The organism is Pedobacter sp. T50_32, assembly GCF_057652195.1.
The window spans coordinates 693470-714949 of record NZ_JBYFBY010000002.1 but is presented as its reverse complement, the minus strand read 5'-3'; the positions used below and the strand labels follow the sequence as shown (position 1 = coordinate 714949).

Genomic DNA, 21480 nt, shown 5'->3' with positions numbered 1-21480 from the left:
ATGAAGCGTACTTTTTTATATCAGATTTTGTTGCTCGTTTTGCTAGGTACATCTTGTAGTAAGGACGAACAGCAACCTACTGATTTCGATAATAATAAGGTTAATCTGGTAGTGGCAGATAACTTCAATCTTTCGGCATTTAATACCGTGCTAAAACGTAGTCAGCTAGACAAGGAATTACAGAAAGGAAATGGACCGTATACTACATTGGCACCGTCTGATGTAGCCTTTGTTAATGCAGGTTACAATGGCACGTTAGGGGTGTTGGCAGCAGATTTAGCGGTAATATCACGTATCGCAAACTACCATACCTTAGACGGTAAATATGAACTTAACAAATTGCCCTACCAGTTTAATCAGGAACTGAGCTCTAGGGGAGGAAAGCTTTATGCCACCCGTTGGGTTAAAGGTGTAGATACCATTCTTACACTTAACGGCGCAAGGGTAATCGCTAATAACATTCCTGCTTCTAATGGGATTGTTCAGGTACTCGATCGCGTACTTACCCCGCTTCTACATGAGGTGTTGGCAGATGCACTAGCAGCTGAAGCCAGCTTATCACTATTTACTCAAGCTGTTAAAACTGCAGGATTAATGGAAACGCTTAAGGAAGATGGGCCGTACACTGTTTTTGCGCCAAATAATGCTGCTATGCAAGCCCTGGGATATTTAACGGTAGAGCAGATTGCTGCTACTGACCCAACGGTATTAAAAACCATGGTAAGCTACCATATAATAAGTAACCGTCGTTTTGTGTACGATTACATTTTAAGTACGGGCAGTACTAATGTTAGCCAGCAGAAAACGCTAGGAGGAAATTCGATTAATGTTAAGTTAACTCCAGATGCGGGCAGGCCTGGGAGCTTTAGTGGGATTACGCTTCGTGGTGTCGGAAATACTGTCGATGTTAAACTAGACACGAAAAAGCAGGATATCTTAAGTGGCAACGGTGTATTACACATCATTGAAAGTGGTTTACGATTGACACAGTAGTAGGACAAACATAAAACGGCTTATGGTAGCGCTTTACGGTATTAAAAAGTATCCGTAGGGATTGCCCTTTGCCTCAGCAAAAAATAAAATGAAGAAAATAAGAAATACAAAGCGTGATATCGTTGCTTCATTACAATCGTTTTGTAAGCAGCATAACTTACGTTTTCTGATAGTTTGTTGCAGTTTAATGTGGGCGATAAGCTTTAATGCATCAGCCCAGGAGACCAGCGGCTCAATTACGGGGCAGGTAAAGGATTCGGGGAACCAGCCATTGCCGGGAGCTTCGGTGGTGGCGGTACACACGCCATCGGGCACCAGGTACGGTGCGGCGGCAGATGCCGATGGCCGTTTCGTACTCACCAACCTGCGCATCGGTTCACCCTACACGGTTACCGTTTCCCTAACGGGGATGAAGAGCGAGGTGCTGGAGAACATCAGCGTAAGGTTGGGCGGCGCACAGCAGTTCAACATCGTACTGAAGGACAATGCACAGCAACTTGGCACGGTTACCGTTTCGGGAAGAGCTTCAAGGGGGCAACGTGCAGGTACCGATGGAGCGGGCAAGAACATCAGTGCCGAGCAGGTAAAGAACATGCCGACCATCAATAGGAGCATTACCGATGTAACCAGGCTTACGCCACAGGGCAGCCGCGACAACAGTTTTGGTGGTACCAACTTCCGCTACAACAATGTGACCATCGATGGGGCCATCAACAACGACGCCATTGGTTTCAGCCCGTCACTGGGCGGGCAGACGGGAACTTCGGGCATGGCCGGGAGCAGTACCAGGACCAACCCACTCTCACTGGATGCCATCGAGGACATGCAGGTGTACCTTGCACCCTTCGATGTGAAGATCGGAAACTTTACGGGCGGTTCGGTAAATGCCGTAACCCGTAGCGGTACCAACAAGGTAAGCGGCTCGGTGTATGGCTACGGCCGCAACGCAAGCCTTACCGGTAACGACAGGGTAGGAACATTGGGCAGTATGGACAGCGATTTCCAGGACTATCAGGCAGGTTTCCGTCTGGGATTTCCGATCATCAGGAACAAACTGTTCTTCTTTACCAACGAAGAGATCACGCACCGCAAGGACCCTACGCAGCTGTTGGTGGGCACGGCAGAAACTGGCCATATCATGAGCGTGGCCGATGCTGGCACTATCGCCGGCACGGCACAGAACAGGTACGGCAACATTTTCAACGTAGGGACCGCGGGTGTGTACACCAATTGGAGCAAATCGCAGAAATTCTTTAACAGAATTGACTGGAACATCAGCGACAAACACCAGCTGGCGGTACGTAACAATACCATTTTCAGTAAGGCCACGCACATGGACCGCGACCAACAGGATTTCCGTTTCAGCAGCATGGCCTTTGAACAAAAGAACAACCAGACCAGCACGGTGGCAGAGCTGAAGAGCCGTTTCAACAACGAGCTTTCGGGAAATATCGTAGTGGGCTACACCCAGGTAAATGATAGCCGTAACCCATTGGGCGATCCAAGCCTGCCGCAGGTACAGATCATGGGACGTACACCCGGAAGTACCATCTATCTGGGTACGGACAGGGAAGCGAGCATCTTCAACATGAAACAGAAGACCTGGGAGTTTACGGCCAACCTGAACTACATCAAAGGTCGCCATAAGTTTCTGTTGGGTACGCACAACGAGCTCTATAGCATCGATTATGGCTTTGTGAACGGATGGAACGGCCGTGTGGACTACCAGAGCATTGAAGATTTTGTGGCCAACAATCCATACAGGGTAAGGGGCAGCTACAACTACACCAACAATACAAGGGATTACATCCTTAACAACCCCGCTGCACAATTCGATGTGAACATGTACAGCCTTTACCTACAGGACGAGATCAGGATCAGTGACAGGCTAAAGGTAACACCGGGCCTGAGGGCGGATATGGTACACCTGCCGACCATGCCGACTTTGAGCGAAAAGGTAAGGGAGATACAGGCAGATAGCTATTTCGGGTCTACCTACCATTATACCCCACTTGACCGTATCGAGAACAAATTCCTGAACAGGGTACAGCTGTCGCCCCGTGTAGGTTTCAGGTATGATGCCCTTGGCGACCAGAAACTGATCTTCAGGGGAGGTGTGGGCATATTCACGGGCCGTATCCCTTTTGCCTGGCTGGCCTATGCCTACTACAATACGGGCGATAGCTATGGTGCCTTCGACCAGCGTGCCGACCAGAAGCCCTTTGTTCCGGGAAGCGATGCCATCAGGCCCAGTCCAAATGGGATTGGTAGTTTTATCGAGCAGAACGGTGCGGTGATCAACAATCCCAACAGTGGCCGTACGCAGGTAGACCTTGTGGACAATGGTTTTACCATGCCAAAGGTACTGAGGGGAAGCCTGGGCATCGATTACGAGACCGCAGGTGAGTGGAAGTTTACCCTGGAGGGGATGTACACCAAGAACATCAGGGACATCCTTTTCCAACAGTTGAACACGGTGGATAATCCAACCTACAACGGTTACGATACACAAAAACAGCAACCAATCTATAGCGGTTCGGTAGACAACCGTTTCTCCAATATCTACCTGTTGAGCAACACCAGCGAGGGTTACCGCTACAGCATTACCGGTACGGTGGCCAAGAACTTCTTCCAGAAACTGAACACCAGTGTTTCCTATACCTACGGACAGTCGAGGGACCTGAGCAATGGTGTACGTAACTCGATGGAGAGCAACTGGCAGCTGAACCAATCTTTGGTACCTAATAACCCAAGTTTGGCCTACAGTAACTTCGATATCCGCAACCGTATCGTGGCCACCATCGGCTACCAGAAAGAGTGGAAGAGGGCCGGCAGGACCAACGTAAACCTGTTCTTCAGTGCACAGTCTGGCAGTCCGTTCAGTTACGGTATCGTGAACAACAGTATCCAGGGTCTGCCGCAACAGGTATCATTGGCCTATATCCCCCAGAGAAATGAGGCGGTAAGGTATTTCAAGGATGTTAACGGGCAGACGGCTGCACAACAGGCTGCCGCGTTCAACCAGTTTATCGATGGTAATGAATACCTGAGCTCTAGGCGTGGCCAATTTACGGAACGTAACCAGGGGCGTACGCCATGGAACATCCAGGCGGACCTCCATATCGCACATGAGCTTTTCGTAGATAAAGCGAAGGCACGTTCACTGAGCCTGACGATGGACGTGACCAACCTGACCAATCTGATCAACAAGGATTGGGGCATCCAGTACTTTTCGCCGAACACCTTCAATTCTACGAGCAGTGTGGGACTGACGCCGACGCTCTTCCCTCCGCAACAGAATGCGGGGAACTGGCCGGTGTTCACGTTCAGCAATCCGGGAAGGCCCTACAGTATCGATTATTTCGCCTCTAGGGTACAGATGCAGTTTGGGTTAAGATATACTTTTTAACAGATCAAAAAAATGAAGAACATTAAGTATTACACATGGACAATCGGCATCATGGCGATGCTGGTCCTGATTGCGGCACTGGGCTGCAAGAAGGACAAGAATGAAATTCCTCCCGTACCGTTCAAGGTCAACAGCTTTTACCCTAATAGTGGAAATGCAGGTACTTTGGTAAGTGTTGAGGGGGAGGGGTTTGGTACAGAAGTGCCTAGTTATTCAGCTAGCATATCTGGAAAATCGGTAGAAGTAATCAGTGCAACTAAAAATAAACTGGTATTACAAATGCCAGAATCTGGTAGTAGTGGAATGCTTGCTTTGAAACACAACGATCAGAATTATGAATTAGGTACTTACACCTACCAGGATTTGAGTGTTACAACAATTTCCCCGGCAAATGGCCCGCCAGGTTCTCAGGTTACAATTACTGGACAAGGTTTCAGTAGTACGAGTGGTCCTGCAGAAGTTTTTATCAATGGTAAGCCAGCATTAGTGGTAAATATAAATGATACCGAAATTGTAGTGGAAGTACCTTTAGATGCTGGTGTGGGTCCTGTAACGGTGAAAGTAAATGGTAAGGAGGCAAGAGGGCAAGATTTCATCTATCAGGCCATTACTTTGGTAAAACCTTTAACTGGGGGAAAGAATACAAGAGTGACGATCAATGGTTTTGGTTTCTCGGAACTATTGGCGGGTAATGAGGTAGATTTTAATGGAGTATTGGCAACCATAGTAGAAGCTAGTTCAACTAAATTGGTGGTGTTATTGCCAGATGGTGTAAGCTCAGGCGCCGTGTCAGTAAATGTAGGCGGAATGAAGATTGTTGGTCCACAATTTACAGTTGTACCACCTCCAGTTATTCAATCTGTAACTCCATTAAGTGGACCAAAAGGTACGGAGATGGTAATTTCAGGAACAGATTTTAGCGCAATATTGGATGAAAATAAGGTGTTCCTTAATGATGTTGCTGTGCCCGTAACTGCTGCAACATCAACGCAATTAAAGCTGATTATCCCTGGAGGTACAGGAAGCGGCGCTATCCGTTTATCTGTTAACGATCAACAGGTAACAGGTCCACAGTTTAAGGATCAGACTTTGGGTATTTTATCGATAACACCAGATAATGGTTTTGCAGGTACAAGAGTAACCATTCGTGGTTTTGGATTTAGCGCTGTAGCCGCCAATAATACAGTATATTTTAACGGTGTGCCTACAAATGTAATTTCAGCTACAACAACTAGTATAGTGGTAAACTCGCCAGTTGGTGTAACTACTGGAGCGGTTAAAGTTGTGGTAGGTAGCCTAGAAGCTCTTTCGCCTGTTCCGTTCCGTAGAGCTGGTGTATTAACTTTGGCTGGCGGCCCTACTAGCACAGTATTTGGAAGTGGTATGACAGGGATGGACATTGATGCAGATGGAAATATCTACGTTACCGATAAAGCCAACAAGGTAGTTAAAAAAATAACTGCCAACGGAACGGTAAGTACGTTGAAGTCAAATGGTGCTGACATCATTTTCAATAACCCTTACGGTATCGCTATCGACAAACAGAACAATATTTTTGTATCTGATATTGGAGCAAATCAGATTCGTAAAATAACGCCTAGTGGAGAAAATACGCTGTTTGTAAGCGGTTTTGCACCTGGTTTAATGGCCTTCGATAATAGTGGAAATCTCTATGTGAACAATAATTCCTATAACGGTGGTATGAATAAAATTACCCCAGCTGGAGTTATCACAAAGGTGGCTAGAGCTTTATGGCCTACGGCTAGACCTGTGCTAGATGCAACTGGTAACCTTTATTTCGTAGATGCTACGGCAAACAGTAATAATGGTATTTCTAGACTTGCTACTGACGATAGTTTTGTCAACTTATGGGCAGGTAGTTCTGAGGGTAGCTATTTGGATGCGATTGGTTCAAGAGCGAGATTTAACAGTATCTCTGGCGGATTGGCCTTGTACGGCAATGGAAAAATGATTGCTGGGGATCATTATAATTATGCAATTAGAGAAATCGATATTGCAACTGCTAATGTAACTACGTTAATTAAGTTAAGGAATGGGTTTGAAGATGGACCGTTCTCTACCGCTAAGATCTCAAGTATGGCAAGTATGGTTGCTGACAAGGATGGAAATATCTATGTGCTGGATGCAAACAACAAGGCCGTAAGAAAAATATTTTTGAAATAGGATTGTTTACAGTTGTTTTCTTAAAATAAATTGGCAATAGGGATAGATAGAACAATACACAGACGGCTAATAGCTGGCATTGATCAGCTTTCGAAAGGGAGCGATCAGGCCAGGTATTGGCAAACTGTACTGGAAGATTTGCAGAAAGCTTACGATGAGGCACAAAAAATGCTTCGTCTGGCAGAACTTACCGCCTTAACTTACAATGAGGTACAAGCTTCGGTGCGTACTCAGGTGGCCATCGAGTTAAGAAATAGGAAAAAACGAGATAGAATTGCTGCCGAAGGAAACTTGTAGAATGCGATAACCTCAATTGCGCTCTTATTTATAAAAATGATGAAGCTCCTTCTATTTTGGAAGGAGTTTTTTTGTGTAGTAAGATTTTAACAAAAAATAATTTGTGTTTCCTTCATTGAAACTATTGATAAGATTAACCTCATTTTAATCTTTTGTTTACACGATATGCTGATGTTTGTACCGACATCACATGGAAATTCAGCAAACAACGGATAGTTATATCGAAGAAGTGCAGGAAGCAGGTTCTTTAGACTTCAATACGCTGTTTAAGAACTTCAGCGAGATGCTTTATAACTATGCCTATTATTATCTGAATGATATGGAGGCTGCGAAAAGTGTGGTGAATGATACTTTTTTACGCCTTTGGGATGGACAGCGTAGGCCAATGTATATTAAGCCTTACTTATATCGATCGGTTAAAAATGCTTGTTTAAATTATCTTTCACAACGCAAGAATGATATCGTGCTTAAAGATTTCTCAGAATTAGAAATCCTTTCTGATGGTACTAAGACTTTTGAGCATAGCGATGATGCGAGTGATAAATTACTGTTCTTAGAGCAGGTAATTTCTAATCTGCCAGCAAAAAGACAACTCGTATTTAAAATGTTCCGTTTCGAGGAATTGAGTTATGCTGAGATTGCTGAATTATTAAATATTTCCGTTAGAACTGTAGAAGATCACCTATCTAAGAGTATGCAGTTTATCCATGCGCAAGCAAAACATTTAATTGATGGAAAGTTAACGAATACTTAACTTTTGTCGACCCGTATTTCCAGCTGGTTTCTTGTCTTTAAGAGTAAGAAATCTGTTCATGGAAGATCAAATTTGGAATAATATTATAAAAAGGCTAACTGATGTAGAAACAAAAGAAAGTAAACTGTTTTTAGATCAATGGCTAAATGCTAGCAAAGAAAATATAAAGCTTTACGAAGAGGCCGAGCAACTTTGGAAATGGACTGGTATGCTGCCAGCGGCAAAAATAGAAACCGAAGAAAAGATCTTAGTTCATCCGGCAGTAGAGCAAAATAAACGCAAATCTTTAAAGGGGATAATTAGGTATGGTATTGCCGCTTCGTTAGCAGTTGTTACTTCACTTTCAGTTTACTATTTATCAAAATCAAAATCGGAAATAGCAGAGACGGAAACTGTATACACTGTTCATAAAGCCCTTAACGGTAAGGTGATGAAAGTTACATTGCCCGATAGTTCTACCATTTGGCTTAATGCAGGTAGCGAGGTAAGTTATCCAAGAGATTTTCATACGCAAAAAACAAGGGCAGTTCAATTAAATGGTGAAGCTTTTTTTGAGGTTACCCATAACGAAAAGCAACCTTTTGTAGTAGAAAGTGGTAATCTGAAAACGATTGTTTACGGTACAAGTTTCAACGTAAGTTCTTATAAAGATAGCCGGCAGAGTTCTGTAACTGTTAAAACCGGGAAAGTAGGCGTGTTACTTAGAGAAGATAGCTTAAGTAAGCCTACCATGCTATTGCCAGGAAATAGACTGGTTTATCATCGTGATAACGGAAAACTAGAAACAATGAACATTTATGCCAATGATGTAGCTACATGGATCGATGGAGAGTTAACGTTTGATCAGGCTACGCCAAAAGAAGTATTTGCAACACTAGAGAGGAAGTTCGACGTAGAATTTAACTTCAATAATGCAGATTTCGACGGTTGTAAGCTTACCGCAAAATTTCCAAATCAATCATTAAAGGCAATACTAACAGCTTTAACCGCCTCACTTCATATCAAAGTTAATGAACATGGTAAAACAATTGAAATAATAGGAGGACAGCCATGTAAGTAAAAAAACAAAGCCACTTCTGCGCTAACAGAAATGGCTTCAAAATCTTATTGCCAACGGTCTGCAAACCATGGCAATTATTAACAATTATTAAGGTAATAATCAGTAACAAACAAATTTATGAAAAAAAACAATGGGTTATTTAACCCAAAAGGAATTTTTATGCGAATTAGCTTAATTTTCTGCGTACTTTCTACCTTGTGCTTAACATTAAGTAGCGCAGCCGTAGTTAAAGCACAATACGGTCTTGATAAAAAGATCGACATCAACCTAAAAGATTCTTCTTTTCCAGAATTACTTAAAGAAATAGAGCGTAAAACAGGCGTGAGCTTTGTTTATACGAATAAAGAAACTGTGGCAGCTAAAGTTTCGGTAAGTAATCAATCTAAAACAGCCAGAGCTATACTTACGCCTTTATTGAAGCAACACGATTTACAAGCAGTAGAAAACGGTTTATTGGTGGTTTTACGTAGGGTAGAGGTTAAGAATTTGATACAAGATAAGCCAGGAAGCATTGTAGGTTATGTAAAAGATGGAGCCAATAATCAGATACTTCCTTATGCAACTGTTACAGTTAAAGGAACAAACCAAAAAGCAATAGCCGATATGAATGGTTATTTTGTGTTGAATAACGTTAGCGCTGGTAAAGCAATATTGAAGGTAAGTTATTTGGGGTTTAAGACCTTTGAAACGACAGTTACTGTAGCCAGTGGTAAAGTGAATAATGCTGATCTGAGGTTAACTAGCGAAAGTAACGATATGAAAGGAATTACTGTTACGGGTATTCGTAGAGGAGAGAGTGTGGCGTTAAACAATATGCAAAATGCAGATAACGTAAAATATGTACTTTCTGAAGAGCAAATTGAACGTTTCCCAGATGCAACAGTAGGTGAAGCTATGCAAAGAGTTCCAGGTATTGCTATGGATTACAGCTACGGATTGCCAAGAAATATCATTATTAGAGGTTTAGATCAAAGCATGGGTTCGGTTACTTTAAACGGAAACAGGTTGCCATCTACCCAAACAAACTCTCGTGATATCGATTTAAATGGTATTCTTTCTTCAACGGTAGAGGCGATTGAGGTAAACAAAACGCTTACGCCAGATATGGAGGCCGATGGTACTTCTGGTTCGGTGAATATCATTTCTAAAACGCCTAAAATTGGTTCTAAACAATTCCAAGTTAAAGGGTCGTTTGGTAACAACTTCCTTTTAGGTAAACAGAATTTTGATGGTGCTTTTAACTACGGTGAGCGTAAAAATAAAATCGCTTATTTAATTGGCGTAAATTATAGCAACACTAACCGTGGTGAAGACAGGGTACAAAAAGATTATGATACTTACGAAATCAACGGTGTTGAGAAGTTAAAGCTCTCAAATTTAGAATTGGAAGGTTCTGATTTGAACAGGGAAAATATTGGCGTACAGGGTGAATTGAGTTTCTTCCCGACAGAAAAAAGCCAGATTTATGTACGAGGAAACTACAACAAATTCTACGAGCTTCAAACTAGAGGAACAAAAAGCTACAGCATTGGCGATTATACCAGTGAAACTACCGTAACAGGTGTAAATATTGGTTCTAGCGGTACACCAAGAGATTACAACAGAGATTTGTTTAGCGTATCTGCGGGTGCTAAAACAAACGTAAACAACTGGATTGGAAATATCGATATAACTTATGCAAGCGGTCTTTATGATCAGCCAACGTATTACGACGGTTTCTTCAATTATGGCGGTTTAACTGCAAACATGGATATTTCTAACCCAAGAGCGCCGCAATTCGGTTTTACCAATGGTAACCCTAACGATGCAAGTAAATACGTGACTTCTAACTATGTAAACAGACATCAAATTGCTAACGATAAAGATATTCAAGGTTCATTAAACATTGAGCGTACTTTCGATTTGAGCGATAAAAACAAGTTCAAATTTAAGTTTGGTGGTAGAATGAAGTATAAAGAAGATGATCACACCAGAAGTTACTATCAATACTCGTTAAAAACAGGTACGTTATCAATGTCTAACTTCCTTTCAGATTATTCTAGAGAGAAATATTTTAACGGCCACTATAATTTATCGGGAGCAATTGCCAATGGTTATTTAATGGAGGAATATTATCAAAACAACCTAGATTTATTTAGAAACAACGATAATTACATTAGACAAAATACAGATCCTGATTCTTATAACGGTAAAGAAAATATGCAGGCAGGTTATGTAATGGGTAAATTGACTTTAGATAAGTTAGATATCATTACAGGTGTGAGATATGAAAATACTGGTTTTGAATATAATGGTAACATTGTGAATTTCGATAACGCTGGAAATTACGTATCTACCAATAAAGTAGCAGTAAAATCTAGCTTTAACGGATTTTTTCCTAGCTTAAACTTGAAGTATGCACTTTCATCTCGCACAAATCTTAGGGCCGCGGTAACCAAATCATTATCTAGACCAGGTTACTACGATCTAGTGCCTTGGGAAGAAGTAGAGCCACGTAGAAAGCGTATGAAAAAAGGAAATCCAGATTTAGATCAGGCTACTTCTGTAAACTACGATTTCTTATTTGAGCATTACCTAAAATCTCTTGGTCTAATTTCTGGAGGTATATTCTACAAAAACGTAGATAACTACCTTTACGAAAGTGTTTATTTGCAGCAAGGCGGCACTTACGACCAGTGGCAGGTGACACAAACTGTAAATGGTGCAAATGCACACGTTTATGGTTATGAAGTAGCTTGGCAACAACAGTTAACTTTCTTGCCAGGCTTCTGGAACGGATTTGGTATCTATGCCAACTACACTCAAATTCAATCTAAATTTAAAGTACCTGGTATAGTTAGTGAGCGTACAGTTCGTTTACCATCTATGCGTCCAAAAGTGGGTAATGCTTCATTATCTTATGAGAAATACGGCTTCTCTGGTCGTTTATCATTAAACTTCTACGATACTTTTATTGATGAATTAGCAGATGTACAAGCAAATGATTTGATGGAGAAAGGAAGAGTACAGTTAGACTTTTCTGCTTCTCAAAAAATAAACAAACAGTTTACCATTTTCATGGGAATTAGTAACATCAACAATGCACAAACCATCCTTGATTTTGGCGACGGCAGACCTAACGACCACAAATACTACTCTAGATGGGCAAATCTAGGTTTCAAATACAATCCATTTTATAAATAAACATGATTACAACTTTTAAGAAAAAGATGACCTTTTTGGTAGCACTAGTTTTAGTGCTGCCAACTTTGGTAAAAGCACAGGAATTTAAAGCTGGCAAATTTCCAGATCGAATTATTCTGACTTGGTCGGCAGATCCGAAAACTACGCAAGCTGTTACTTGGCGTACTGATAGCACGGTTAACAATAGCTTTGCTCAAATTTTGGTAGAAGAAAGCTCTCCTAAATTGGATAAGCCAGAAGCTAAAGAGTATAAAGCTAAAACAGAAGTGCTAAAAGGTAAAGCTTACGAAACGGCAAACTACCATAGTGTAAATTTCGAAGGTTTAACTCCAAACAAAATGTATACTTACAGAGTAGGAGACGGTACCAATTGGAGCGAGTGGTTTCAGTTTAAAACTGCACCAGAAAAGGAACAAGCTTTTTCTTTCATTTATTTGGGCGATGCGCAAAACGATATCCGTTCAAAGTGGTCAAGGGTAATTAGAAAAGCATTTGCTACACACGGTGATGCTCGTTTTATTGTTCATGCAGGAGATTTGATTAACCGCTCTAACAATGACAACGAGTGGGGCGAGTGGCACTTTGGTGGAGGTTTCATCAACGGAATGATCCCTAGCATTCCTTCATCGGGTAACCACGAATATTTCCGTGATGAGCAAAGAACTTTAACTTTAGATCCACACTGGAGAGCACAATATACGTTGCCAGAAAATGGACCAAAAGGTTTGGAAGAATCTGTTTATTATGTTGATTATGCTAACGTTCGTATAATTTCATTGAACTCGCAAATGATTGTGTTGGATTCTGCTTCTCTAAAAGCACAAGCGGTTTGGTTAGAGGAAGTTTTAAAGAACAACCCGAAACGTTGGACAATGATTACTTATCACCATCCAATTTATTCTACTGCAAAAGGTAGAGACAATAAAGAGTTTAGAGAATTGTTTAAACCACTTTTCGATAAATATCACGTAGACTTATTGATGCAAGGTCACGACCATACTTACAGCCGCGGTCAGAATTTACCTACCGGAGTTTCTGGTAAAGTTGGTGGGCCAATGTATGTGGTTTCTGTAGCTGGACCGAAAATGTACAAGGTAGATGTAAATCCAAAATGGATGGACGTTTTTGCCGAAAACACACAGTTGTTCCAAATCATTAACGTAGATGGCGAGAACTTAACTTATACTGCTTACAAAGCATCGGGAGAGGTTTTCGATAGTTTCAAACTGAAAAAAGCTAGCAAAGACAAAGCTGCTGTATTTACAGATTTGAACAAGAGTAAAAAGTAAATACCCTAGTTTCTAATATGGGCCGTTCGACGTAAGTTGAGCGGCTTTTTTGCTATTAGTAGTTGTGCTTTTAGCACATGTACATCGACATTATACAGGGTGATCTTTTATCTATTTAGCAATGATTTATTGTTCAGATGCCTTAAAATTATGTGCGAGAATAGAAATATCGGTATCATTGATTAGGTTGGGGTCTTCTAATTGCATTTGCAGAAAGTGCTCTGGAATAATAATGCTGCCCTTTTCCGTAGATAAAACGAAACTTTCGTTATGATCGGTATGGGACTGGTAACGACCGATTTTTGGATTGACCTGATGTAGCCTAATAACTAGTTCATGGAAGATGAAAATGGGAAATTTCATGCTGCAAAAATAGCTTAAAGTAAATATAGCGTTAAATTATTGTTTTGTTAATGTTAATTGATTGCTTTACCTAAAATTAACATTGGGATTTGATTTTTTCTTAATCCTAAATCAATCTCTGGTTAAAGTGAGATATGTTTTTTTGCGGTTAAAGAATTAAATACTATATATGAAAAAGGCAACTGCAGATCTGCAACGTTTTATCGATAAATTCCAACCGAATAAATTCAAGCTGATTCCTAGTGGGATAGAAATTAGGGGAGCAATTGACCTTCCTGGGGCTATTAACGAGGCCCGTGTGCTGATCGAGCGTCTGCAACTTTCACTTTACATCAACCACAATGCCGAAATGTTGAGCTACAGAGCTTTTGAGGTGAATTTATTGTCGGAGGCTTCTTAATTTGACAGATATTGTTGTAACAGCGAAAAACAAGGCTGAACAGCTGGATCGGCTGCGGAAATCTGTTGAGCCTTTGGTACATTTTACCGACAGCGAATGGGCAGTAGTAACAGATGCTTTCTCTTTTTTACAAGTGCCAGCAAAAACGGTACTAACGGATATTGGGCACTTAGAAAAGAAGCTATATTTTTTGGTAAAGGGAATTGCCAGACTTTACTGTAGTGATGCAAAAGGAGATCCGGTAACGATCTTTATTTTCAGCGAAGGGCATTTTGCTTCCTGTTATGATAGTTTTCTGAGTAGAACGCCTTCGGTACAGGTGTTAGAGACTTTGGAAGACTGCCATTTCTTGGTAATAGATAAAGACGGTTTTGAGAGTTTGCATCTTCAGGTGCCAAAAATGAATATCCTGACAAGGTTCATCGCCGACCAGCGCTTTATCAATGCCCAGCGTATCTTCACTTCACATATCATGTACTCGCCAGAGCAGCGCTATCTTGCTTTTGAACGGGAGCACGGAGAATTGTTACTCCGAGTACCACACCAAATCATCGCTTCTTTTTTGGGCATCACACCTGTGAGCCTCAGCAGAATCCGTAAAAGAATTTTGAATAAATAGTTTTCTTATCTTTTGTTAATTAGGTTGCGCAGTTGTTCCCTTAGTTTTGGAAACATGAGAACATTTACATTGCGGCTAACGTTACTGATCACTACAGTTTTTGTTTTTTTAGCGATTGCAGCCAGCGCCCAAAAAAACGGTCGAATGGTTGTAGAAGTAGAGGCAGATCCAATTGCTTATCTGCTCAAGGGCTATTCATTGCATGTGGGCGTAAACCATGGGGCTTGGCGTCATAGCATTGGTACTTTCGGTATTGAGCAGCCGGGTTTCTTTTTGCCTAATGATGCTTTTAATGTATTTTCCAGAGGGATAGATGTGAAGACAGACTATTTGCTGAGCAAGAGAAAAAATGGCTTGTTGATTGGGTTTCAGGCGAATTATACCTGGGATCGCGTAAGCTATGGTAGCTCATTTTCAAGCGTAAACAGCGGACTTAATATCGGGCCTAGAATAGGTTATCGTTTCTTTTTCAATAATAAGGATGAAGAGATCAAAGGATTTTACCTGATGCCTTGGGCGGCCTATTCCTATTCTACCAATACCAAAGTAATCCGTTATGATGGTCAAGAGTACAAACCCTCTGCTTGGTTCCTGTTTCCTACCATCCATCTGGGTTGGCGGTTCTAATTATCGATTTTTATTAACAGCAAAGAAGCCTCCCATAGGATAGCTTCTCCACTATTTTGCAGCTGATTTTTAGTTTTCGGCTGCTTTTTTTAATAAATCCAGCCCCTCCTGGTTAGTTTGAGCCATTTCTTTTTTAACACCGAAAAGCCAAAGAAAAAAGGCATCAATTAGACCCGAGCTAAGCTTAAATACCTGTTTCACTTCTGTACCATTAGCGGATTCTCTTAGGCTATAATTGAAAATGGGTTTCGCCTCAAACGGTTTTTGGATATGGCAACTGATGCTGATGCTGCTATCTGGAGATAGGCTGGTGATCTCCTGGTAACCGAGATCTTTTCCCTTGTTCCCATTCCAGTGAAATTGGCCCCCAACCTGTCCATCGTTACCTTTGATATGGTATTGTTGTTCCGGATCTTGCGCCAAAAAGGGCGACCACTTAGGGTAATTTTCCATTCTACTGATCAATGGGTATATCTTTGCTTTCGTAGCAGAGATATGAACCGTGCTTATAATTTCGATGTGCTGAAGTTTACTAGCCCTGAATAGTCCGAAGGCCAATAGGAGTACGATAACTCCTAATATTGCTAAAGTAGGATAAACTCACGGAATAATCGGGTTTTAGAAAAATAAGCGAACAAAAAAGTGGCAAAGGGAACGGTAGTTAGTAGTAGTACCACTGGCGGGAAGAATGTAATGTTAAAAAGTCCTGCGTAGCCCATCAGCAGCACATAAATGGCGTAGCAGAGTAGAAAACCAATGCTATTGCTGAAAATGGTTGAGCGTCTGCTACCTTTAAAGGCAGATTTGATCAATAGACTACTTAATACAATAGGAGCTGGAATGGAGATTAAAAACAATAGTTTTAGCCACAATGGAACGGGATAAGTGATCAGTGTTTCCATGGCACGGTTATACTTTATGTCTGTTCTTAGCCATCTCTTTCCTAATCCTACTCAATGAAGTATCGGCAATGCCGAGATAAGTAGCGATGTGTTTAAGTGCTACCTGCTGCAAAATTTCCGGTTTGTCCTTCAGTAGCGCCTCGTACCGCTGACCAGCGGTTGAGGTAATGGCCGACAGGCTGTGGTTCTTTAGCTCAAAATAGTTTTTGATCAGTCTGGTTCTGCCCACCTCACGGAAAGCTTCTATTTTAAAAAGTTTCATAAAATCACTGAATGAGATCTTCCAGGCAACCACGGATGTTAAAGCTTGGATAGGTTCTTGGCAGGGAGTTTTAAGAAAGTAAGACTGCCAGTCGATAACGATGTCGCCACTGCCGAAGAACTTGGTTGTGATTTCTACGCCCCGCAGATCAATTGCATAAGAACGGGCAAAACCTATTTCCATAAAGTAATAGTAATTACCAGATTGTCCCTGTTCGAAAAGATAATCGTTCTTTTTGAACTCCAACCGTTGGTATTGAGCAAGAACCAGCTCAAGTTCTTCATTGCTGAAGTTATGCTGCCTGAATATGGTCTTTAAAAAATGTGGTGCTTCCAAGTATACTTTTTGTAGATGTTCGAAGTGTAAAAAACAAAGGTCCGTGGTATCCGCCAGGGACCTTCGTATCAACTAACCTAAACTGTATGAATAAATACTAACCAAATATTTATAGCACAAAGCTAAGCCCCGCTTGTTAAGTGGGTGTTAAGCTTTTCAGTTTGCGTGTTAAGTTTACACTAACCGATATAAGTCTCAAAAGAATAGCAGGGCGATGGTAAAATTGTCGATGATGGCCTTTAATTTTCAAACGGTTAGTGATTTTCACCACAAATAGCCGTCAAGCACTGTTGGCTATAGTGATACCAATATTTCTGTCCGAAATATCTTTAAGTCCTTTTTATTTAAGATATAGCTTAAAACGGTTTCATAATCTTTTTATAATTTCTGCGGCTTTTTGTTTATAATCAATCTAAATAAGAGTATATTTGTCAAAAATCACTGTAGTTTGCCAACCGAAATAGATCGTATTTTTGCCATAAATCGAAAGACATTTGAGGATGTTTACCATCGCTATTGGGAGAAAGTTTACGCTGTTTGCTACAATAACATTCGTGATGTTGAGGTTGCTAAAGAAATGGTTCAGGACATTTTTAAATCCCTTTGGGAACGCCGAGAAAGTTTAGAACTAGAGAATGTAGGGCATTACCTTATCCGCTCTGCGAAGTTTAAGACCTTCGAATTTATTAGAAACAAAACTACCCGCCAGAAAATAGATGAGTTTAACTACCAAGGTTGTGTTAATTCTAGTAATTGTACGGAAGAACAAGTGTTGTTTAACGAATTGAAGGATAATGTAGATTTGTTAGTAGATAACTTGCCTTGCCAATGTAAACGGGTTTACAAAATGAGCCGAGAGGAAGGGTTTACTAATAGAGAAATTGCAGAAAAACTGGTGATTTCTGAAAGGGCTGTAGAATATCATATCACTAAAGCTATGACTACCTTAAAGGAGAAATTGGCTATCTTCAATAAAAAGTAAAATGCACTTACGGAAAATTAATGTTAGCGCTACTTCTCTTTAAAAGCATCAGAAATATTAGTTTTGTGTTATAAATTAGGTTGATGAAAGTAAACGCCGATCTTTTAGAGAAATATCATAACGGTTTATGTACGCCCCAGGAGCGTGCAGCGGTAGAAGATTGGCTGATGAATAGTGAGGTAGAGGAGTTAGAATTTCACTCTGAACAGGATAAAGATTTAATTAAAGGTACAATTTGGAAAGATTTATCAACTGTTTTACCTTCAGAGGATGAACCGAAAGTAAAAGCACTAAAACCTGCATCTTACTACATGTGGAAAGGAGCTATTGCCGCAACTTTATTCATTGCTGCCTTAGGTTCTGCATTTTATTATCTCGGAAGAAATGATGATAAGGCTGTAGAATTTGTGGCCTTTCATAACAAATCTGCATTAAAAGTCAATCATATCAGTTCTAAAGAATACAGCTTGGCCGTTGGGCCAGAAACTTCTGCAGAGATTAATGAGCGTAATGGTGTGATAGATCTTACAGGAAGTATTTTGATCTCCCCAAAAAAAGACATCGAACTAAAGTTTGATGGTGTAAAAAACAAGATCAATTTGAAGAAGGGGCAAACTTATATCATCCTTAATAGTAAATCTGGAAATCATGGGCTAATTATCGTAAATGAAAGAAATTTGATTAGTTTACCTCCAGTTATTCAGAAAAAGTTAATTCAAGAATTTGATATTTAACAATAGTTCATCTTCTTTACGACCCTATACACTCCATGAAAACAAGCATTGCCAAACAGTTAAACTTTATTAATGTATTGTTCGGCATTCTTTGTTTTGTAGCTTGTAAAAATTCATCTTCAACAAGTCATCCAGAAAAATATAGTATTCATATTATGGATACAGATATGAAGGAATATATTGTTACTACCGACGATTTGGAAACAGGTTTAATTAAGCCTGAAGAAATAACCGAAGCTTTACCCGACACTATATCTAGGAATATCATCGTTAAAGATGGATATTATTACTCCTTGCAAAGAAAATCAGATATTTTAACTAAATACATCTTAAAAGATCGCAAGCTTTCTCCAATGGCGCATTTGCGATTGCAAGATTATAATGAAGAGAATTTTTTATGGATTGGAAAAGATACTTTATTGTTAAGCGGTTTGAATAATCAATCTAATGATGCAAAATATTATCTGATTGATACCAAAGGGATGAAAACGATCACTACCGGATCATTAGACATAGAGAAGCCAAAAGGCAAATATGCATCTACTTCTATCGGTTTTGTGCAAAAAAGAAAAGATACACTTTTTGTAGGTTATACTTTTCACCCACCTATACAAGGAGCTAACTACACAACTAGCGATACCACCTACATTTCTAGCTTAGCTTATCCAACAATGAAAAATATTGGCCTTCAGAAAGATATAAGGTCAACTTATCCGGCAGGTGTAAACAATGTGCAGCACAACGAATTTACAGACGAGAATGGCGATTTTTACTATATGTCTTGTCCAGGCATTGCAATGGGTAACCGAAGCGACTTGCCAACGGCTATTTTTAGAATTAAAGCCAAAAGTTCAAAAGTAGATCCAACTTACTTTTTCAACCTTTCTTCGTCGGTAATTAAAAATCATGCTTATGGTTTATGGTATATTGGCAACGGAAAAGCAATTGTTCGCTCAGAGCGCAAGGATTTGTATAAAGGTCTTGCTGATCATTACAGTACGCCACATTTCGAGTTTTACTTATTGGATATTATCAATCAAAAAGTGATAAAAAAGCTTGATTTGCCTTTAGATAAAGGAACAAGAAAGGAATGTGTTTTGGTTAGTGGTGATATTGTTTACATCGCCATAAACTCTTCTGCAGATGGTAACTACATCTGGAAATACGACCTAAAAACTGACAGCCTAACCAAGGGTTTACAGTTGGGAGGTGTTTCGGCTTTTATCGTTCGTATAGATCGTCTGTTAAATTAATTTAGACTAATTTTAAATTTTTTCGTTTTTCACCTTCGGGAAGAGGTGACTTGTGCTACTTACATTAAAAACACCCTTTAAAGTGAAATCTGTAAGTAAATTATTTTTCTGCCTGTCCTTATTTTTCCTTTCTTCTTTCGCATTTGCGCAATCATCATCCATTAGTGGTGTAGTAAAGGATGCCAACAATACGGTTGTTGGAGCCAATGTATCTATCAAATCGCTGAACCGAGGTGCCATCACCGACAATTCTGGGAATTTTGTAATCGAAAAACTACCGCAGGGAACATTTATCCTGCAAGTATCTTATATCGGGATGATTAGCCAAACTAAAAGCATTACCGTGGGATCTAATGAAAAACTTGTTATCAACTTTGTTTTGAAACAAGATGCGAGGCAGCTAAAAGACGTTCAAATAACAGGAAAAACAAAAGTTCGTGAGCAGAAAGAATCCGAATTTAATGTTAATTCGATTAATACACGTCAGTATGCAAATACTACCTCAGACCTAAATCAGGTATTGAACCGTACCACTGGTATTAGAATTAGAGAAGAAGGGGGAATGGGCTCCAACTTCAATTTCTCGCTTAACGGATTATCAGGAAGATCAATCAGGTATTTTATTGATGGTGTTCCTGCTGACGTAATGGGCAGCACCATGAGTTTGAACAATATTCCAGTAAATCTAGCCGAGCAAATTGATATTTACAAAGGCGTGGTTCCGGTTGCACTTGGAGCTGATGCTTTGGGAGGAGCAATTAACGTCATTACCAATCAGTCGGTTACTGATTATTTAGATGCAAGTTATAGCATTGGTTCTTGGAATACCAATAGAGCCGCTTTAACCGGGCAATACAAACACAAAACTTCTGGACTTATTATTAAAGCAAGTGGTTTTTACAATTATTCTGATAACAACTATCGAATGAAAGGTGTAGAAGTTTGGAATCCAACTGTAGAAGAATACTTAAAAGAAGATCACAGGAGATTTAACGATCAATACAGTGCTCGTATGGCTCAAGTAGAATTAGGAGTAGCAGGTAAAAAATGGGCTGATGTATTCTTTATTGGTGCTTCTTACAGTGATTTAGACCAACAAGTACAAACTGGTATTAGACAAGACGAAGTATTTGGTAAAATGAAGCGAACAGGAAATGCTTTTAATACTTCGGTACGTTATCGCAAAGATAATCTATTTACAAAAGGACTTAACTTGAGCTTGTTCGGTTCACATGCAGAAGATAAACAACTTACAACCGATACGGCAAACAGATTATATTCTTGGAACGGAACTTATATCCCCAAATCGGGTTCGGAAACGGGTGGAGCAAAAAGGTTGTTAAATATTTCAAGACCAAGAACCTATGCCCGTGGTAATTTAACTTATGAATTAAACCCTATCCACTCTTTTAACCTAAACTATACCTTCGATCATATCCAAAACAAGTCGTATAACGAATTGCTTCAAGATCGAGATGATATTCCTAGTACACTCGAAAAGCAAATTGCGGGATTGTCTTATCAACAAACGCTAATTGATAGCCGTTTAACAAATACTTTCTTTGGTAAGTATTTCGGTCTTAGAACGGCACAAAGTCAGGCGCTAAGTTTTGATAATAATGGTGCAATGACTTATAGCGATAAAAGTAATTTTTCTAATTACTATGGCTATGGTATTGCATCGAGATTTAAAATATCGAATAATTTAGGTGTAAAAGCTTCATATGAGCATGCTTACCGATTACAGGAAGCCACAGAAATGTTTGGGAATGGTGTTCCTACGGTGCCAAACCTAGATCTTCAGCCAGAGAAAAGTGATAACATCAATTTTGG

Annotated in this window: 18 protein-coding genes and 1 pseudogene; 15 read left to right on the top strand and 4 right to left on the bottom strand. The window is 40.2% G+C overall.

The window, feature by feature from the left end; genetic code table 11:
• From AC23ME_RS08470 to AC23ME_RS08435, 8 genes are all read left to right on the top strand, one after another.
• A complete protein-coding gene (locus tag AC23ME_RS08470; RefSeq protein ID WP_487727321.1) occupies positions 1 to 993 on the top strand; it encodes a fasciclin domain-containing protein in 993 nt (330 codons plus the stop codon).
• A gap of 187 nt (positions 994 to 1180) precedes the next feature.
• The gene (locus AC23ME_RS08465) at positions 1181 to 4402 is read left to right on the top strand and encodes a TonB-dependent receptor (protein WP_487727745.1); all 3222 of its coding nucleotides are present in this window, start codon (positions 1181 to 1183) and stop codon (positions 4400 to 4402) included.
• Between the two features lie 12 nt (positions 4403 to 4414).
• Positions 4415 to 6586, top strand: coding sequence for an IPT/TIG domain-containing protein (locus AC23ME_RS08460; RefSeq protein WP_487727320.1), 2172 nt, complete (start codon positions 4415 to 4417; stop codon positions 6584 to 6586).
• 30 nt (positions 6587 to 6616) lie between these two features.
• A complete protein-coding gene (locus AC23ME_RS08455) occupies positions 6617 to 6883 on the top strand; it encodes a hypothetical protein (RefSeq protein WP_487727319.1) in 267 nt (88 codons plus the stop codon).
• A 190-nt stretch (positions 6884 to 7073) separates the two neighbouring features.
• Positions 7074 to 7637 carry a sigma-70 family RNA polymerase sigma factor gene (locus AC23ME_RS08450; protein WP_487727318.1) on the top strand — a complete coding sequence of 188 codons (564 nt, stop codon included), beginning with the start codon at positions 7074 to 7076 and terminating at the stop codon, positions 7635 to 7637.
• A gap of 58 nt (positions 7638 to 7695) precedes the next feature.
• A complete protein-coding gene (locus tag AC23ME_RS08445) occupies positions 7696 to 8697 on the top strand; it encodes a FecR family protein (RefSeq protein ID WP_487727317.1) in 1002 nt (333 codons plus the stop codon).
• A gap of 117 nt (positions 8698 to 8814) precedes the next feature.
• The gene (locus AC23ME_RS08440) at positions 8815 to 11880 is read left to right on the top strand and encodes a TonB-dependent receptor (RefSeq protein ID WP_487727316.1); all 3066 of its coding nucleotides are present in this window, start codon (positions 8815 to 8817) and stop codon (positions 11878 to 11880) included.
• Between the two features lie 2 nt (positions 11881 to 11882).
• Positions 11883 to 13169, top strand: coding sequence for a purple acid phosphatase family protein (locus AC23ME_RS08435; protein WP_487727315.1), 1287 nt, complete (start codon positions 11883 to 11885; stop codon positions 13167 to 13169).
• A gap of 126 nt (positions 13170 to 13295) precedes the next feature.
• Here AC23ME_RS08435 and AC23ME_RS08430 read toward each other — a convergent pair whose 3' ends face one another.
• Complete coding sequence (locus AC23ME_RS08430; protein ID WP_487727314.1) at positions 13296 to 13532, bottom strand: hypothetical protein; 237 nt, start codon at positions 13530 to 13532, stop codon at positions 13296 to 13298.
• Positions 13533 to 13701: 169 nt separating this feature from the next.
• Here AC23ME_RS08430 and AC23ME_RS08425 point away from each other — a divergent pair, with 169 nt between their 5' ends.
• From AC23ME_RS08425 to AC23ME_RS08415, 3 genes are all read left to right on the top strand, one after another.
• The gene (locus AC23ME_RS08425) at positions 13702 to 13932 is read left to right on the top strand and encodes a hypothetical protein (RefSeq protein ID WP_487727313.1); all 231 of its coding nucleotides are present in this window, start codon (positions 13702 to 13704) and stop codon (positions 13930 to 13932) included.
• 1 nt (position 13933) lies between these two features.
• Positions 13934 to 14551, top strand: coding sequence for a Crp/Fnr family transcriptional regulator (locus tag AC23ME_RS08420; RefSeq protein ID WP_487727312.1), 618 nt, complete (start codon positions 13934 to 13936; stop codon positions 14549 to 14551).
• A gap of 144 nt (positions 14552 to 14695) precedes the next feature.
• Complete coding sequence (locus AC23ME_RS08415) at positions 14696 to 15178, top strand: hypothetical protein (RefSeq protein ID WP_487727311.1); 483 nt, start codon at positions 14696 to 14698, stop codon at positions 15176 to 15178.
• A gap of 69 nt (positions 15179 to 15247) precedes the next feature.
• Here AC23ME_RS08415 and AC23ME_RS08410 read toward each other — a convergent pair whose 3' ends face one another.
• Genes AC23ME_RS08410 through AC23ME_RS08400 form a run of 3 tightly spaced genes read right to left on the bottom strand, consistent with a single transcriptional unit; the run spans position 15248 to position 16678 of the window.
• The gene (locus AC23ME_RS08410) at positions 15248 to 15736 is read right to left on the bottom strand and encodes an SRPBCC family protein (RefSeq protein ID WP_487727310.1); all 489 of its coding nucleotides are present in this window, start codon (positions 15734 to 15736) and stop codon (positions 15248 to 15250) included.
• A gap of 26 nt (positions 15737 to 15762) precedes the next feature.
• On the bottom strand, positions 15763 to 16080 hold the full coding sequence (locus AC23ME_RS08405) for a hypothetical protein (protein ID WP_487727309.1): 318 nt from the start codon (positions 16078 to 16080) through the stop codon (positions 15763 to 15765).
• A gap of 7 nt (positions 16081 to 16087) precedes the next feature.
• Complete coding sequence (locus AC23ME_RS08400; RefSeq protein WP_487727308.1) at positions 16088 to 16678, bottom strand: Crp/Fnr family transcriptional regulator; 591 nt, start codon at positions 16676 to 16678, stop codon at positions 16088 to 16090.
• A 448-nt stretch (positions 16679 to 17126) separates the two neighbouring features.
• Here AC23ME_RS08400 and AC23ME_RS08395 point away from each other — a divergent pair, with 448 nt between their 5' ends.
• The 4 genes and pseudogenes from AC23ME_RS08395 to AC23ME_RS08380 form a co-directional block, all read left to right on the top strand.
• Positions 17127 to 17660 (top strand): RNA polymerase sigma-70 factor, encoded by a 534-nt coding sequence (locus AC23ME_RS08395; protein ID WP_487727307.1) that lies wholly within the window; start codon positions 17127 to 17129, stop codon positions 17658 to 17660.
• Positions 17661 to 17743: 83 nt separating this feature from the next.
• Positions 17744 to 18394: a hypothetical protein gene (locus AC23ME_RS08390; protein ID WP_487727306.1), complete on the top strand. Its 651-nt coding sequence runs from the start codon at positions 17744 to 17746 to the stop codon at positions 18392 to 18394.
• Between the two features lie 35 nt (positions 18395 to 18429).
• A complete protein-coding gene (locus tag AC23ME_RS08385; RefSeq protein ID WP_487727305.1) occupies positions 18430 to 19647 on the top strand; it encodes a DUF4374 domain-containing protein in 1218 nt (405 codons plus the stop codon).
• A gap of 52 nt (positions 19648 to 19699) precedes the next feature.
• Positions 19700 to 20392 (top strand): annotated as a pseudogene (locus tag AC23ME_RS08380) (carboxypeptidase-like regulatory domain-containing protein); the annotation flags it as partial.
• Positions 20393 to 21480 lie beyond the last annotated feature (1088 nt).

What these genes read in the sequence shown, in the direction of transcription:
- AC23ME_RS08465 (WP_487727745.1), top strand. Translation starts at nt 1,181, where the DNA reads ATGTGGGCGATAAGCTTTAATGCATCAGCCCAGGAGACCAGCGGCTCA.
- AC23ME_RS08415 (WP_487727311.1), top strand. Translation starts at nt 14,696, where the DNA reads ATGGTTGTAGAAGTAGAGGCAGATCCAATTGCTTATCTGCTCAAGGGC.
- AC23ME_RS08430 (WP_487727314.1), bottom strand. Translation starts at nt 13,532, where the DNA reads ATGAAATTTCCCATTTTCATCTTCCATGAACTAGTTATTAGGCTACAT.
- AC23ME_RS08470 (WP_487727321.1), top strand. Translation starts at nt 1, where the DNA reads ATGAAGCGTACTTTTTTATATCAGATTTTGTTGCTCGTTTTGCTAGGT.
- AC23ME_RS08405 (WP_487727309.1), bottom strand. Translation starts at nt 16,080, where the DNA reads ATGGAAACACTGATCACTTATCCCGTTCCATTGTGGCTAAAACTATTG.
- AC23ME_RS08425 (WP_487727313.1), top strand. Translation starts at nt 13,702, where the DNA reads ATGAAAAAGGCAACTGCAGATCTGCAACGTTTTATCGATAAATTCCAA.
- AC23ME_RS08390 (WP_487727306.1), top strand. Translation starts at nt 17,744, where the DNA reads ATGAAAGTAAACGCCGATCTTTTAGAGAAATATCATAACGGTTTATGT.
- AC23ME_RS08445 (WP_487727317.1), top strand. Translation starts at nt 7,696, where the DNA reads ATGGAAGATCAAATTTGGAATAATATTATAAAAAGGCTAACTGATGTA.
- AC23ME_RS08435 (WP_487727315.1), top strand. Translation starts at nt 11,883, where the DNA reads ATGATTACAACTTTTAAGAAAAAGATGACCTTTTTGGTAGCACTAGTT.
- AC23ME_RS08440 (WP_487727316.1), top strand. Translation starts at nt 8,815, where the DNA reads ATGAAAAAAAACAATGGGTTATTTAACCCAAAAGGAATTTTTATGCGA.
- AC23ME_RS08460 (WP_487727320.1), top strand. Translation starts at nt 4,415, where the DNA reads ATGAAGAACATTAAGTATTACACATGGACAATCGGCATCATGGCGATG.
- AC23ME_RS08385 (WP_487727305.1), top strand. Translation starts at nt 18,430, where the DNA reads ATGAAAACAAGCATTGCCAAACAGTTAAACTTTATTAATGTATTGTTC.
- AC23ME_RS08450 (WP_487727318.1), top strand. Translation starts at nt 7,074, where the DNA reads ATGGAAATTCAGCAAACAACGGATAGTTATATCGAAGAAGTGCAGGAA.